We start from the raw sequence: 13,701 nt of genomic DNA, 5'->3' as shown, positions 1-13,701 counted from the left end.
AGGTGTCGACCCACGAGCTTTACACCATCCCCGCCGAGCTCTCCACGTGGGACGTGGAGATGACCGGTTCTTCCAGGTTTACCTGGGAATACGATGACGGCCGGGACCGCATGCTCGCCCTTTACCAGAAGGGCAAGGACAAGCAGTGGGACTCGGTCAAACGCATCGACTGGGACCTCGAAGTCGACCCGTACAACGTTCTCGGTATCCCCGACAACACGATCGCGATCTACGGCACCCCCTTGTGGGAGCGGATGGGCGAGAAGCAGCGCCAGGACGTCCGCCTGCACGGCGCGGCCTGGCAGTTCTCCCAGTTCCTGCACGGCGAGCAGGGAGCGATGATCTGCTCGGCCCGCATCGTGGAGTCGGTGCCGGACCTGGACTCGAAGTTCTACGCCGCCACCCAGACGATGGACGAGGCCCGGCACGCCGAGACCTACGCCCGGTTCCTCAAGGAGAAGGTCGGGCTGGCCTACCCGATCAACGAACATCTCAAGGCCCTGCTGGACAGCACGCTGAACGACTCCCGCTGGGACATGCCCTACCTCGGCATGCAGGTGCTGATCGAGGGCCTCGCGCTCGCCGCGTTCGGCGTGATGCGCGACATCACCACCAAGCCGCTGCCCAAGCAGATCCTCGCGTACGTGATGCAGGACGAGGCCAGGCACGTCGCGTTCGGCCGGATGGCGCTGCGCGACTACTACAAGAACCTGTCGGAGGCCGAGCGGCGCGAGCGCGAGGACTTCGTCATCGAAGGCTGCTACCTGATGCGCGACCGCCTGCGCGGCCGTGAGACGTGGGAGGCCCTCGACCTGTCCAGGCAGGAGGTCGACGAGGCGATGCGGTGCGTCGACGAGTCGGACTACCTCAAGCTGTTCCGCTCGCTGCTGTTCAGCCGGATCGTGCCGTGCGTCAAGGACATCGGCCTGTGGAGCCCGCGCCTGCAGCAGGCGTACGCCGACATGGGCGTCCTCGACATGGCCGGGCAGAGCCTTGAGGCTCTGATGAGGCAGGACGAGGAGATCGCCGACAAGCTCGACGCGGAGCGGTTCGCCCAGGAGGAGACCGAGCGGCACGAGGAGGTCGCCGCGACCATCGCGCTGGCCGCCGACTGATCCCCCGTGTCCGAGCGGCTCCTTGCACCCTGGTCACGCGGGCGCGGCCAGGCGCCGATATCGGCCGCGGCCCCCGTCGCCGCAGGTCGAAGCTACGCGAGGGCTGAAACGTTCGGGAGATCGGCGGGCCCGCCGGGCGCCGGGCTCACGCGGACACGACGAAGATCACGGCGCCCGCCACGACGGCCAGGACGCCCCACCACGCGAGCAGCGCGTCGGTCATGAAGTCCAGCGGGTGCCCGAGGTGCAGCGCCCGCTGGAGGCGCTGGAAGCGAACGCTGACCCGGGCGAGGAGCGCGGTGCCGCAGAGGGCGCCGAAGGCGAAGGCGGCCAACTCGACGCCGCCCATGCCGTGCCGTACGGCGACGCCGACGGCGACGAGGGAGAGCGAACACAGCGCGACGCCGGTGCGGACCCACGCCAACCGGGTGCGCTCGTTCTGGAGCCCCTCGTCCCATCTCGCCATGGTCGGGTCGGAGTCTTTCCCGGAGGGGCCGGTCTCACGACGTTTCATGCCAGCAGGATCAGTACGAGGGCGATGATCGCCACCCCCGCCACGCCGTACCCGAACAGGGGCGCGAGTGTGGGCGGCGGGAGCGGCTCCTGGCGGCGCATCGCCCGCTGGACGCGCCGCCAGCGGGGATAGGCCATGATCGCGGTCACCGCGGACAGCACCACGAGCACGACGGCGAGCAGCGTCTTGACCCAGTCCACGAAGATGTTCGCCGGCACCGCCGCCATCGCGATGCCGCCCGCGCTCATCGCGAGCGAGGTGCTGAGCCAGGTGAGGAACGTCCGCTCGTTGGCCAGCGTGAAGCGAGGGTCCGGTTCGTGCCCATCCATGAAACACAGGATATTTTGCCGTATTTCCCCTTAGTTATGGTGGAATGCCGGAAACGGGGAGGCATGTTCCCGGGAACGGCGGCACCTAGGCTGAAGACGCGCGAGCACGCCTTTTCGGCGGCTCACGAACAGGATCGCTCGAGATCTCGCCGGAGATGCATGGGAGACCCCGAAGATCCGGGACCCCGAGAGACCTGAACCTGAGGAAAGGGTGGAACCCCATGGCATCGTGCGAACATCTGGAGACCGCGGGCAGTCCGCCGGCGGTGACCCCGCAGGGGTGCGAGGAGTGCCTTGCATCGGGGGCGCACTGGGTCCACCTGCGCAAGTGCCTGGACTGCGGGCACATCGGATGTTGCGACTCCTCGCCCGGACGGCACGCCACCGCCCATTTCCGGGACACCGGGCATCCGGTCATCGTCTCGTTCCAGCCCGGCGAGAGCTGGCGCTGGTGCTACCTGGACAATCTGATGGCCTGACCCGGCGTGATGGGACCTGCCGGTCAGTCCCGGACCAGGGTCGCCTCCTCGAAGTCGAGCTCCTGCATCATCCGCCGGAGCACCTCGTCGTCGATGCGGCGCTCGTCCCGGAGCCGGATGATCACTTCTCGCTCCGTGTCGATCATCTCCCGGCGCAGGCGGCGGTAGAGCGACGCGGGCGTCTCCTCACCCTCCGGGCCGGTGCCGCCGCCCAGCCGCTCCCACGCGTGCAGCGCCTTGCGCTCGGCACGGTCGCGCAGGATCGTGATGACCTCCTCGTGAACGTCGAGCACGCCGTCGGCGACCATCTCGTCCAGCCTGGCCAGCGCCGCGTCGGCGGCGGCCTGCTGCGCCGCGGCCTCGTGCAGGTCGTCCTGGTAGCGCTCGCGCTCGTTCGACACGCCCAGCTTCCTGATCAGCCAGGGGAAGGACAACCCCTGAACGACCAGAGTGCCGATCACGATGACGAAGGTCACGAACAGCAGCAGGTTGCGCCGGGGGAAGTCCTGCGGCAGGGCGAACGCGGCGGCGAGCGAGACCACGCCGCGCATGCCCGCCCAGCTCAGGACCACCACGTGCCGCCACGGCGGCCGGTTCGGCTCGCGCCGCCTGATCCGCTTGGACAGGATCCTCGGCAGGTACGTCGAGGGGATCATCCAGACCACCCGCGCCGCCACCGCCACCAGCAGCAGGACCAGCGCGTACGTCAGGATCCGGCCGAGGGGCTCACCCGACAGCCCGAGCACGATCGGGCGGAGCTGGAGCCCGATGAGGATGAAGACGATCGACTCCAGGATGAAGTCGGCGACCTGCCAGACCGCGTTGGAGATGAGCCGGGTCCCGTACGACGTATGGCTCAGCCGGTGGCCGAGATACAGTCCCACGATCACGACCGCGATCACGCCGGAGGCGTGCGCGGACTCCGCCGCCAGGTACGCGCCGTACGGCAGGAGCAGGGACGTGGCGTTGGTCACGAGCGCGTCGGTGAGCCTCCGGAACAGGAGCCCGGCGGCGTAGGCGATGGCGAGGCCGATGGCCACGCCGACCCCGGCGGCGTAGAGGAACTCCCCACCCGCTTCGAGAAGCCCGACACCCGTCCCGACCACCGCGCCGACCGCGACCCGGAACGCCGTGAGCGCGGTGGCGTCGTTGAACAGGCTCTCGCCGATAAGGATCGTGAGCGGTCTGCGCGGCAGGCCGAGCCTGCGGCCGATGGCGACCGCGGCGACCGCGTCCGGCGGTGCCACGATCGCGCCCAGCGCGAAGGCGGCGGCGAGCGGCAGTTCCGGGATCATCGCGTGCGCGACCAGGCCGATCACGGCGGTGGTGAACAGCACCAGGCCCACCGACAGCAGGCCCACCGCCCGCTTGGTGTCGCGCAGCCGCAGGTAGGAGCTGTCCAGCGCGGCCGAGTACAGCAGCGGCGGGAGGAACACCACCAGGACGATCTCGGGGTCGAGCCGGTATTCGGGCACTCCCGGGACGTACGACAGGGCCAGCCCGGCCATCACCAGCAGCAGAGGCGCCGAAAGGTCCCGTCTCCTGGCGATCGCGGCCACCACGAGGGCGCCGGTGGCCAGCAGGACCAGTCCGGCCGCCGTCGAGATATCCATCAACGGTCGAGCGTACCCGCGCGGCCGTCACGAGCTCCGGGCGGTCCCCCGATCACCAGTCGCGTTCGTCCCGCTGTTCCGGACGCAGCCGCTCGCCGGTCGTGTAAACCGGATCCTGCACGTACGGCCGGGTCAGGGAGGGGTCGGTCTGGCGCGCCGGTGACGTGCCGAGGCCAAGCGGATCGTTCGGATCCACCCCCTGATGCGGCGGCTGCTGACCCGGCTGCTGCTGGCCCTGGTGTTGCTGGCCCTGGTGTTGCCCCTGCTGGGGGTAGGGCTCGGGGTCGAACCGGTACGCCGGCCGTCCCGGCACCGGAGAGGGGAACTGGTACACCGGCTCCCCCGGGTCGTACGAGCCCCCAGAGGAGTCGGCGGGCCGGGGCGCCGCGTCGTAGGACCGCGCCCCCTGGTCGTACTGGCCCCTCTCGTAGCCCGGGTCGTACTGCCCCTGGCCGGTCTCGTACTGGCCGTAGGAACCCGGGGACGGCTCGTAGGGCAGGGAGTCGCCCACGATCATGTTCTCCCTGGGGACGCTGTCGCCCGAGGAGGCGCCACGCCGGTCCCGGCCGCCGGGCGCGCCCCTGGCCACCAGCACGTCGTTCGGGCCGAGGGCGGCCGGCGCGGGCTCCTGCTGGTACGGCACCGGCTGGCCGTAGTCGGGGTCCTGCTGGCCGTAGTCCTGGGCGGGCCTGCCGTAGTCCGGCCCGGCCTGCGGATAACCGCCGTCCTGCTGGCCGTAGCCCTGGTCGGGACCGTAGCCCTGATCCGGCTGGCCGTAGCCCTGGTCCGGGCCGTAGCCGGCGTCCGGGTGCCCGTAGCCGGCGTCCGCCTGGCCGTAACCGTCCGCCTGGCCGTAATCGTCCTGACCGTAACCGTCGGGTCGGCCGTAGCCGCCGTCCGGGCCGGCCTGCGCGTAGGCGGGAGCCTGCGGCTCCGGCTGGTACGGCACGGCGCCCTGGCCGGGCTGGGCGTACCCTCCCTGGCCCTGCTGGGGCGGGTATCCCTGCGCGGGCGGCTCGGTGAGCTGCGGGCGGGTGTACTGGCCGGTTCCGGGGTACTCCCCCGCGTCGAACCGGCCCGTGTCGACCTGGTGCAGCGGGCCGGTCCCCGGGTCGTCGGCGTACTGGCCGCCGGCCTCGGTGAAGCCGTCATCGAGGGTGTCGATGAGGCGTCCGACGTCGTCCATGGGCATGCGGAAACTCGCGGTGCACATCTCGCCCCGCCAGAGGCTCAGGACGAGCGTTCCCTCGTGCCAGGTGACCCGGAGAACGCGGTCCTGGCCGCGGGCGTCAAAGAACACCTCACCGAACGATGGCAGTGGGACAACTTCCGACATGGCAGACATAGTGCCTTTACCTGCCCTTATCCGTCCACTCGACCACGGGAATCCCTACAGAAACGCCAGTTCCAGTGCCGTCCCGGACCCCCCGCGCCCCACCGGGTAGATCACTTTTGACCATCAGGGGCATGCTCGCCAGTGTGCCATGCGGCTCGCTCGGCCGGACCGGGAACGCCGGGATGTGCCGACGCGGTCACGCAACGAATGTCGGCGGCAGCGGGTAGCGTTCTCCCGTGCCATCCACTGACTCCAAGATCGCGCTGCCCCCTGTCGACGAGCTGCTCACCGCGGCGGTGACCGGCCTCGGGGGCGCCGAGCGGCCCGGTCAGGTCACGATGGCGCGAGCCGTGCAGGAGGCCGTGGAGGGCGACCGGCACCTGGCCGTCCAGGCGGGCACCGGCACCGGCAAGTCCCTCGCCTACCTCGTCCCCGCGATCAGGCACGCCATGGAGACCGGCGACGCCATCGTCGTGTCGACCGCGACGATCGCGCTGCAGCGCCAGCTCGTCGATCGCGACCTGCCCCGGCTGGCGGACACGCTGGAGCAGCATCTGCCGCACAAGCCCGAGTTCGCGATCCTCAAGGGCCGGCGCAACTACCTCTGCCGCCACAAGACCGGCGCCGGCATGCCCGACGACGAGGACGACCAGCTCTTCGACCCGCGTGAGGTGAGCGCCACCGGGCGGATGGTCCAGCGGATCCAGGAGTGGGCGAACGAGACCGAGACCGGCGACCGGGACGAGCTGGTCCCCGGCGTCAGCGACCTGGCCTGGCGACAGTTCTCGGTGCACGCCAAGGAATGCCTGGGCGCGCAGCGCTGCCCGAGCGGCGCCGAGTGCTTCGCCGAGCTGGCCAGGCAGCGCGCGGGCGAGGCGGACGTCGTGGTCACCAACCACGCGCTGCTGGCGATCGACGCGATGGAGGACTTCCCCGTCCTGCCCGAGCACGACGTCGTGGTGGTCGACGAGGCGCACGAGCTGGTCGACCGGGTGACCTCGGTGGTCACCGACGAGCTGTCGGAGGCCGGTGTCGCCCTGGCGGTCCGCCGGGCGGGCAGGCTCGTCGAGCAGGGTGTGGCCGACCGGCTGAAGGAGGCGGGCGAGGATCTCGGCGCCCTCCTCGCGGCGGCGCCGCCCGGGCGGGTCGACGATCTCCCCCAGTCGCTCGGGCTCACCCTCGCGCTCGTCAGGGACGCCGCGTTCGCCTGCATCACCGCCCTCGGGCCGCGCAACAAGGACAAGGACGATCCCGACAACGCGGGGGCGCGCAAGGCGGCGTTCATGGCGCTCGACGAGACCCACGACACCGCGCAACGCATGCTCGACGCGTTCGGCGCCGAGTCCGAGGCGGACCGCGCCGAGGTGGTCTGGCTGGACGCCGGGCACGGCAGGGTGCCGCCGACGCTCCGGGTGGCCCCGCTGTCCGTGGGCGGCATGCTTCGCGACAAGCTGTTCGGCGACCGCACGGTGATCCTCACCAGCGCCACGCTGGCCCTCGGCGGCTCCTTCGACGGCATGGCCCGCCAATGGGGCCTCCGCGACGACGACTGGACCGGCCTCGACGTCGGCTCGCCGTTCGACCACCCGCGCAGCGGCATCCTGTACGTCGCCAAACATCTCCCGCAGCCGGGCCGCGACGGCCTTCCGGAGGCGTACCTCGACGAGATCACCGAGCTGATCGAGGCGGCGGGCGGGCGGACCCTGGGGTTGTTCTCCTCGATGCGGGCCGCCAAGGCCGCCACCGAGGCGCTGCGCGAGCGGCTCGACGTGCCGCTGCTCTGCCAGGGCGACGACTCCACGTCACTGCTGGTCAAGCAGTTCGCGGCCGATCCGGCGACCTGCCTGTTCGGCACGCTGTCCCTGTGGCAGGGCGTGGACGTCCCCGGCCCCTCGCTCACACTCGTGATCATCGACCGGATCCCGTTCCCACGTCCGGACGACCCGCTCGCCTCGGCCCGGCAGCGGCACATCGCGGCCAAGGGCGGGAACGGCTTCATGAGCGTCGCGGCCACGCACGCCGCGCTGCTTCTCGCCCAGGGTGCGGGCCGGTTGCTGCGGTCGATGACCGACCGGGGCGTCGTCGCCGTCCTCGACCCCCGGCTGGCCACCGCGCGGTACGGCGGCTTCCTGCTGGGCTCGCTGCCCCCGTTCTGGCGCACCACCGACCCGGCGAAGGTACGGGAGGCCCTGCGCCGCCTCACCGCCTGAGTCCCGCCCGCCGTACGGCCGCCGGGAGCATCCTGAGATCCGGCGTCCCGCGACTCAGGTCCGGGCCAGCGGGACGATCGGATCGCCGACGCTGATCTTCCCCGGGGTGCGCGGGACCAGCCGGACGCCGAACCAGGTCTTTCCGTCCCACCTGCGGTGCCCGGCGAGGGTGCGGATCGGCTCCTTGCCCTTCACCCACGTGTCCGGGTCGATGGTGGTGACCGCGCAGCGGTCGCATAGCTCCGATATCCGGAACTCGACATCGCCGATGCGCACCTCCGTCCAGCCGTCCTCCTCGTACGGCTCGGCGCCCTCGACGACCACGTTGGGCCGGAACCGCGCCATGGCCAGCGGGCCCGGGGGTTCCTCACCGCGCTCCACCGCACCTGCGGAGATCCGCTCGTCCAGCAGCCGGAGCGAGGACGCCGACGTCAGGAGCAGGGGCGCGTCCCAGGCGAAGCTGACCACCTCGCCGGGCAGTCCCCCGTGCTTCGGATCGATGGTCCGGCGCCGGGGGTCGTCCAACCAGACCAGGCGGGCCGGGCGGCCGAGCAGCTCGGAGAACCAGGCGTGGGCCACCTCGTCGGCGGTGACCGCCCGGTCCAGCCCGGTGAAGCCGACGGGGACGCTCTCTCCGGTCGCGGGCGGCACCACGAGCTCCGGCAGCCCCGGCGCGGTCAGGGAGAGCCCTCCGTGCGCCAGATTGCGCGCCGTCACCGAGAGCATGCGGGGGAACTCGCCCAGCCAGAGGTTCTCACCGTCATCACCGATCACGGCCCACCGGCGGTCTCCGTCGAGACCCCAGAGTTCGATGGTCGCGTGGTCGACCCGCACACCAGAAGCCGACTTTAGGGGATAAATGTGGATATCACGGAGGTGCATGACCGAACGATAGAGCGCTCTCTCGGGAACCACCACCGGCTGTCACGCCGGTGTCGCCGGACCGGCCCGCCCGCGCATCACCGCGGGGCCGCCCCACCCCTCGTGGCACGTCGGCGTATCGCCGCCCGCCCGCGATCCGGCCTCGTTCACGGGTACACCGGCGCAGACTCGCACTCCGATGACGTGAACCCGAGAGGCGACGCGCGGGGCGCCTCGGACGTCAGGAATCGAAGGGTTCGAGCAGCGGCGTCATCAGCTTGTCGGCCATCTCGGTCGCCGCCCTCGTGGCCTTGCCGACCGCCTCCATGATCGCTTCCACGAGGGCCTCGGAGCCCAGGCGCATGGCCCTCGGATCGATGTACAGACCGTTCAGGGCACCGGTCGCCAGCACGTCCGCCCGAACGTGGCCCCCCGCGGCCTCGCCCCTGCCCCGCACCTCGGCCAGCCTCCGCCCGACCTCCTCAGCGCGCTCCATGTGCTCCTGAAGTCCGGCGAGCACACGGTCGGCGTCGGGATCCCCGGTCGGGGAGAACGGCATCATGGTCTCTCCTGTATTCCTCGCCCGGAGGCCGGATGTCCGGCCGGACGCCCGGTCACGGCCCGGCCGACGCGGGCGCGGTGACCGGCTTGGCCGTCCGGGCGCCGTGAACGATGATCTTGGCGATCCACTGCTCCAGCGTGGGCGCGGACATGTCGCCCTGAAGGGCGTTGTCCGTCACGGTGTACATGCCGGATCCGGCGAGCCTGGACAGGAGGTTGCCGGTCGGGCTGACGGGGACGCGGGCCACCTTCGTCAGGTCGTAGATGCCGTTGAAGGCCATGTTCGCGGCGAACCCGCGCCCGAACTGCTCCGCGTTCACCCCAAGGGTGGTGACCTCGTTGCCACCGAGGTCCTTCCGGACGCCGGCGAGTTCGAAGATGCTCCACTGGATGATCTGCTGTCCACCGGCGTAGGCGACGCTGTCCCCCAGGTAGTAGAACGAGTTGTAGATGATCTTTTCGACGCTCAGCTTGAAGAGCTTCTTCTGCAGGATCGCGCGGCCCTTGAACGCTTTCTCGATGACCGCCTTCTGGACGAGGGAGCCGACTCCGGCGGTCCCCCACCCCCAGGCGACGGTGAAGAGGATGTTCACGAACATCTGGATGGCGAGCACGACGAGCACGTAGCGGGTGATCTCCACGGCCTTGGCGTACTCGCGGCACGCCTTGGCGACGGCCCGGCAGTACGTCGCGACGTCGCCGGGATAGGCCGCGAACCGGCCGGTCCACATGTTCCGGAACTCGTCCACCGCCGGACCGGAATTGCTCTTGAGAACCTGGCCGACCGCGTCGTTCGCGTCCTTCCTGGTGCGCTCGATCGCCTCCGCGAGGTGGTCCCAGATATCGGCGGCTTTGCGCAGCCTGTCCGGATCTCCTTCGGGCCAGCTCACCGCGAGCAGCGAGGTCACGAGCCCGGCCCCGCCCAGCGTGCCGATGCCCATCGCGCTCGCGAACGGATGGGCCTTGACGAAGCCCAGGGCCGGGCTCATTCGAGCTCCGCCGGCGTCACCGGGACCGCGATCTCCGGCCCGTGGATCTCGGTGACGAGGGCGACGACGGACGCCCAGTTGGCCCCGTCGACGTTGACCGACATGGCGTCGAGATTGTCGCCGATGGCGAGGTAGCCGTCCCGGACGTGCGCGACGTGCTCCGCGGCCTCCTTGACCGCGGCCCGGTAGCCCTTGCCCTCTTCCGTGCCCGCGAACTTCTGGCCCACGTCGTCACCGCCCCAGAAGTTGCCGAGGCTTCGCAGACTCTGCATGGCGTGGGTGAACGCCGTCTCCAGCGCGTCGCGTTGGTCCCGGAACTCCTGCGCCTGCCTCTTCAGGCTCGTGGCGCTGACGTTCGTCTCATCCTGGCCAGGTTGTGGCAATTCGACCTCCATGCCGATACACCACGGAAAGACGCAGGGGACTTTAGTTCTCCCCTGTTACGCCAATGTTCACCTAGCCGTCAATTCCCTATTAACTAACTGTCAACACCACGATTTGATTACAGAATGGAGGAATCTCCGACGAAAGGAGTCAGGTCGGGGCGTTTCGGATCGAGGCCGTCTCCCGAGGAGCGTCCGCTGAGACGACGGCCGATCCACGGGGCGAGGTGCTCACGCACCCACTGGGCGTCCTCGCGGCGTTTCGCCCTCGCGTCGACGTTCTCCCTCGGCGGCCACACCGTTCGCCAGGAGTCCTCGGACGGCACGCCCAGCACGTCGAGGACCTTCGCGGCGACCATGCGGTGGCCGTGCTCGTTCATGTGCAGGCGGTCGTCGCTCCACGCCCGCCAGTCCCGCAGGCCCTGCATCGACCACTGGTCCACGAGGCGACAGCCGTACAGGTCGGAGATCGAGCGGATGTGCAGATAGAACGTGGCGAACTTGCCCCGCACCCGCCGCATGATCGGCGTGTCGCGCGGGTCCACACCGGTGAAGAGCAGCACGTCGGCGCCGGTGCTCCGCAGGTCGCGTACGGCTCCCGCCAGCTTCTTGGCCATCCGGTCCGGATCGCTGCCGGGACGCAGCAGGTCGTTGCCTCCCGCGCAGAAGCTGATGAGGTCCGGCTTCATCTCCACGGCCAGGGGCACCTGGTGCTCGACGATCTGGTCGAGGAGCTTGCCCCGCACCGCGAGGTTGGCGTACCGGAAGCCGGGCTGCACCTGGCCGAGACGCTCGGCGACGCGGTCGGCCCAGCCGCGGAAACGGTCCGCCTGCCCCTGGGTCGCGCCCGTCGTGCCGACGGGGGGATCGTTGAGCCCCTCGGTGAAGCTGTCCCCGACGGCCACGAACGACGTGTAGGCCACGTCCTACCCCCTTGTGTCGATCCGCCCCCTGCCGTTCGCGTCCGGCACGACACGAATCAACCGAGCTTTCGGCTAATTTTCCCCATGCCGGTCGGCTGGACAAAACGCGGGGGTATCACTCCGGTCACAGGGGTCCGGCGGGGTCACTCCGGCAGTTCGGCGATCGCCTGCAGCGCGAGGACGTACGACCGCATCCCGAATCCGGCGATCGTGCCGGTGGCGACGGCGGCCACGACCGAGGTGTGGCGGAACTCCTCCCGGGCGTTCGGGTTGGAGATGTGCACCTCCACGAGCGGGGCCGTCCGCTGGGCGATGGCGTCCCGCAGCGCGTACGAGTAGTGCGTGAACGCGGCGGGGTTCAGCACGACCGGGATCTTGCCGTCCGCCGCCTCGTGGATCCAGCCGATGAGCTCCGCCTCGTCGTCGGTCTGCCTGACCTCGACGGAGAGCCCCAGCTCGCGGCCGGTCGCCCGGCAGAGCGCGGCCAGGTCCTCCAGGGTGTCGGCGCCGTACACGTCCGGCTCACGGCTGCCCAGGCGCCCCAGGTTGGGGCCGTTCAGAACCAGCACGGGCCGCATCGGCGCACCGCCTTCTCGTAGAAGCCGCGGACAGAAGAGCCGCGAACAGGACGGACACGAAAGCCATGGTCACGGGAGCCATGGTCACAGGAGCCATGGTCACGGGAGCCGTGAACGCGGGTGGGACGCCCCGAGGTCACCGCGCGACCTCGTGGTAGGCGGCCTCCAGCAACTCCTCGGCCGGGTCCTCCAGACGGGACGGCCGGGCCAGCCCGTCCAGGACCACGAATCGCAGCGTGGCCCCCCGGCTCTTCTTGTCGATCCGCATGTGGTCGCGGAGCGCGGGCCACGCCTCCCGCCGGTACGCCGTGGGAAGGCCGACGGACGTGAGGATCGACCGGGTCCGGTCGACGATCTCGCTGCCGACGCGCCCATCGAGCCGGGACAGCTCCGCGGCGTACACCAGGCCGATCGCGACGGCCTCGCCGTGCCGGATGCGGTAGTCCTCGACCCGCTCGATGGCGTGGGCCAGTGTGTGGCCGTAGTTGAGGATCTCCCTGAGCCCGCTCTCGCGCAGGTCGGCCCCGACCACGTCGGCCTTGACCTGGACCTTGCGCTCGATCAGCTCGCGGGTGTGGCCGCCCTCGGGGGTGCACGCCCCGGCGGGGTCGTCCTCGATCAGCTGGAGGATCACCGGGTCGGCGATGAAGCCGCCCTTGATGATCTCGGCCAGACCCGCGACGTAGTCCTCGCGCGGCACGCTGACCAGCGTCGCGAGGTCGCACAGGACGCCCTTCGGCGGGTGGAACGAGCCGACCAGGTTCTTGCCCTCGGGGGTGTTGATGCCGGTCTTGCCGCCGACGGCCGCGTCGACCATGGCGAGCAGCGTGGTGGGGACCTGGACGACCTGGACGCCGCGCAGCCAGGTGGCCGCCACGAACCCGGCGAGGTCGGTGGTCGCTCCCCCTCCGACGCCGACGACCGCGTCGGACCTGGTCACGCCGTACCGACCGAGCGCCGACCACAGCTCGGCGGCGACGTGGACGGACTTGGCCTGCTCGCCGTCGGGCACGGGAAGCGCGACCACCTCGTATCCGGCGGCCTCCAGCACCCCGCAAACCGGGCGGGAGATCTCGGGCAGGCTCGCCGGGTGGATCACCGCGACCGTGCGGGCGCCTGCGCCGATGAGGCCGGGCAGCTCGCCCAGGACGCCGGTGCCGACGACCACGTCGTACGGGCTGTCGCCCCGCACGGCGATGCGGGTTGCGGTCACGGCGCCACCTCGCGGGAGCGCGGAGAGCCGGGGCGGCGCACGGTCATGCGAGCCCCTTGACGATCTCGGCGACGATGTCGGCCGGCTCGCGCTCGTCGGTGACCACGATCACCTTGGCCAGCCGCTCGTAGATCGGGCGGCGCTCCTCCATCAGCTTCCTGAGCTGGCTGCGCGGGTTCAGCACGAGCAGCGGGCGGGCGGAGGCGAGACCGACCCGCCTGACCGCCTGGTCGAGCTTCACCTGGAGGTAGACGACCTGGTGCGCGGCCAGCGCCTCCTGCGTCGACTCGTCGAGGATCGCGCCGCCGCCCAGCGAGAGGACGCCGTCGTGCTCCTCCAGCGCGGCGCGTACGGCGGCCGCCTCCAACTCGCGGAAGCGCGCCTCGCCGTCTTCGACGAACACGTCGCTCACCGGCTTGCCCGCGACCGCCTCGACGTCGGCGTCCGTGTCGCGGAAGCCCACACCGAGGTGCCCGGCCAGCAGGGTGCCGATCGTCGTCTTGCCTGATCCCGGCGGCCCGATGAGGACCGCGGCGGGCCGCCGCTGTTCTGCCGATTGCATGGTCACGAACCTTATCCCGCCTGGCGTACGCGGAT

The 13,701-nt window shown here is 70.6% G+C and carries 15 protein-coding genes; 3 read left to right on the top strand and 12 right to left on the bottom strand.

The window, feature by feature from the left end:
• Positions 1-2: 2 nt before the first annotated feature.
• The gene (locus AB0I59_RS05640) at positions 3-1,115 is read left to right on the top strand and encodes a ferritin-like domain-containing protein (RefSeq protein ID WP_358130379.1); all 1,113 of its coding nucleotides are present in this window, start codon (positions 3-5) and stop codon (positions 1,113-1,115) included.
• A gap of 145 nt (positions 1,116-1,260) precedes the next feature.
• On the opposite strand, the gene AB0I59_RS05635 is transcribed toward AB0I59_RS05640, so the two are convergent.
• A complete protein-coding gene (locus AB0I59_RS05635) occupies positions 1,261-1,629 on the bottom strand; it encodes a YidH family protein (RefSeq protein WP_358130376.1) in 369 nt (122 codons plus the stop codon).
• Entirely contained in the window at positions 1,626-1,958 is a 333-nt protein-coding gene (locus tag AB0I59_RS05630; protein ID WP_061255435.1) for a YidH family protein, read from the bottom strand. The genes AB0I59_RS05635 and AB0I59_RS05630 overlap by 4 nt, the downstream gene beginning before the upstream one ends.
• Before the next feature lie 221 nt (positions 1,959-2,179).
• Between AB0I59_RS05630 and AB0I59_RS05625 the strand changes: the two genes are divergently transcribed.
• A complete protein-coding gene (locus AB0I59_RS05625) occupies positions 2,180-2,437 on the top strand; it encodes a UBP-type zinc finger domain-containing protein (protein WP_358130373.1) in 258 nt (85 codons plus the stop codon).
• Positions 2,438-2,460: 23 nt separating this feature from the next.
• Here AB0I59_RS05625 and AB0I59_RS05620 read toward each other — a convergent pair whose 3' ends face one another.
• Together AB0I59_RS05620 and AB0I59_RS05615 are read right to left on the bottom strand one after the other, a co-directional pair.
• Entirely contained in the window at positions 2,461-4,050 is a 1,590-nt protein-coding gene (locus AB0I59_RS05620; RefSeq protein WP_358130371.1) for a Na+/H+ antiporter, read from the bottom strand.
• 52 nt (positions 4,051-4,102) lie between these two features.
• On the bottom strand, positions 4,103-5,386 hold the full coding sequence (locus AB0I59_RS05615) for a chromosomal replication initiator protein DnaA (protein ID WP_358130368.1): 1,284 nt from the start codon (positions 5,384-5,386) through the stop codon (positions 4,103-4,105).
• Between the two features lie 236 nt (positions 5,387-5,622).
• On the opposite strand from AB0I59_RS05615, the gene AB0I59_RS05610 reads away from it, so the two are divergent.
• Entirely contained in the window at positions 5,623-7,596 is a 1,974-nt protein-coding gene (locus tag AB0I59_RS05610; protein WP_061255431.1) for an ATP-dependent DNA helicase, read from the top strand.
• Between the two features lie 54 nt (positions 7,597-7,650).
• On the opposite strand, the gene AB0I59_RS05605 is transcribed toward AB0I59_RS05610, so the two are convergent.
• The 8 genes from AB0I59_RS05605 to AB0I59_RS05570 form a co-directional block, all read right to left on the bottom strand.
• Positions 7,651-8,478 carry an MOSC domain-containing protein gene (locus tag AB0I59_RS05605; RefSeq protein WP_358130365.1) on the bottom strand — a complete coding sequence of 276 codons (828 nt, stop codon included), beginning with the start codon at positions 8,476-8,478 and terminating at the stop codon, positions 7,651-7,653.
• A 220-nt stretch (positions 8,479-8,698) separates the two neighbouring features.
• Positions 8,699-9,019 (bottom strand): YbaB/EbfC family nucleoid-associated protein, encoded by a 321-nt coding sequence (locus AB0I59_RS05600; protein ID WP_358130362.1) that lies wholly within the window; start codon positions 9,017-9,019, stop codon positions 8,699-8,701.
• Between the two features lie 52 nt (positions 9,020-9,071).
• Positions 9,072-10,007: a WXG100-like domain-containing protein gene (locus tag AB0I59_RS05595; RefSeq protein WP_358130359.1), complete on the bottom strand. Its 936-nt coding sequence runs from the start codon at positions 10,005-10,007 to the stop codon at positions 9,072-9,074.
• A complete protein-coding gene (locus tag AB0I59_RS05590; protein WP_061255428.1) occupies positions 10,004-10,402 on the bottom strand; it encodes a hypothetical protein in 399 nt (132 codons plus the stop codon). The genes AB0I59_RS05595 and AB0I59_RS05590 overlap by 4 nt, the downstream gene beginning before the upstream one ends.
• Before the next feature lie 107 nt (positions 10,403-10,509).
• Positions 10,510-11,313 (bottom strand): SGNH/GDSL hydrolase family protein, encoded by an 804-nt coding sequence (locus AB0I59_RS05585; RefSeq protein ID WP_358130356.1) that lies wholly within the window; start codon positions 11,311-11,313, stop codon positions 10,510-10,512.
• Between the two features lie 143 nt (positions 11,314-11,456).
• On the bottom strand, positions 11,457-11,891 hold the full coding sequence (gene aroQ, locus AB0I59_RS05580; RefSeq protein WP_061255426.1) for a type II 3-dehydroquinate dehydratase: 435 nt from the start codon (positions 11,889-11,891) through the stop codon (positions 11,457-11,459).
• 136 nt (positions 11,892-12,027) lie between these two features.
• Positions 12,028-13,104, bottom strand: coding sequence for a 3-dehydroquinate synthase (gene aroB, locus AB0I59_RS05575; RefSeq protein WP_061255425.1), 1,077 nt, complete (start codon positions 13,102-13,104; stop codon positions 12,028-12,030).
• Between the two features lie 43 nt (positions 13,105-13,147).
• On the bottom strand, positions 13,148-13,666 hold the full coding sequence (locus AB0I59_RS05570) for a shikimate kinase (protein ID WP_061255518.1): 519 nt from the start codon (positions 13,664-13,666) through the stop codon (positions 13,148-13,150).
• Positions 13,667-13,701: the final 35 nt, after the last annotated feature.

The organism is Microtetraspora glauca (genome assembly GCF_040656155.1).
Taxonomy (GTDB): domain Bacteria; phylum Actinomycetota; class Actinomycetes; order Streptosporangiales; family Streptosporangiaceae; genus Microtetraspora; species Microtetraspora glauca.
Note: the sequence above shows the minus strand (reverse complement) of the source record. Positions and strands in the feature narration are given on the sequence as shown.

Coding starts and splice junctions, on each gene's coding strand:
- AB0I59_RS05635 (WP_358130376.1), bottom strand. CDS start 1,629: ATGAAACGTCGTGAGACCGGCCCCTCCGGGAAAGACTCCGACCCGACC.
- aroQ (WP_061255426.1), bottom strand. CDS start 11,891: ATGCGGCCCGTGCTGGTTCTGAACGGCCCCAACCTGGGGCGCCTGGGC.
- AB0I59_RS05620 (WP_358130371.1), bottom strand. CDS start 4,050: ATGGATATCTCGACGGCGGCCGGACTGGTCCTGCTGGCCACCGGCGCC.
- AB0I59_RS05625 (WP_358130373.1), top strand. CDS start 2,180: ATGGCATCGTGCGAACATCTGGAGACCGCGGGCAGTCCGCCGGCGGTG.
- AB0I59_RS05630 (WP_061255435.1), bottom strand. CDS start 1,958: ATGGATGGGCACGAACCGGACCCTCGCTTCACGCTGGCCAACGAGCGG.
- AB0I59_RS05600 (WP_358130362.1), bottom strand. CDS start 9,019: ATGATGCCGTTCTCCCCGACCGGGGATCCCGACGCCGACCGTGTGCTC.
- AB0I59_RS05605 (WP_358130365.1), bottom strand. CDS start 8,478: ATGCACCTCCGTGATATCCACATTTATCCCCTAAAGTCGGCTTCTGGT.
- AB0I59_RS05570 (WP_061255518.1), bottom strand. CDS start 13,666: ATGCAATCGGCAGAACAGCGGCGGCCCGCCGCGGTCCTCATCGGGCCG.
- AB0I59_RS05590 (WP_061255428.1), bottom strand. CDS start 10,402: ATGGAGGTCGAATTGCCACAACCTGGCCAGGATGAGACGAACGTCAGC.
- AB0I59_RS05615 (WP_358130368.1), bottom strand. CDS start 5,386: ATGTCGGAAGTTGTCCCACTGCCATCGTTCGGTGAGGTGTTCTTTGAC.
- AB0I59_RS05595 (WP_358130359.1), bottom strand. CDS start 10,007: ATGAGCCCGGCCCTGGGCTTCGTCAAGGCCCATCCGTTCGCGAGCGCG.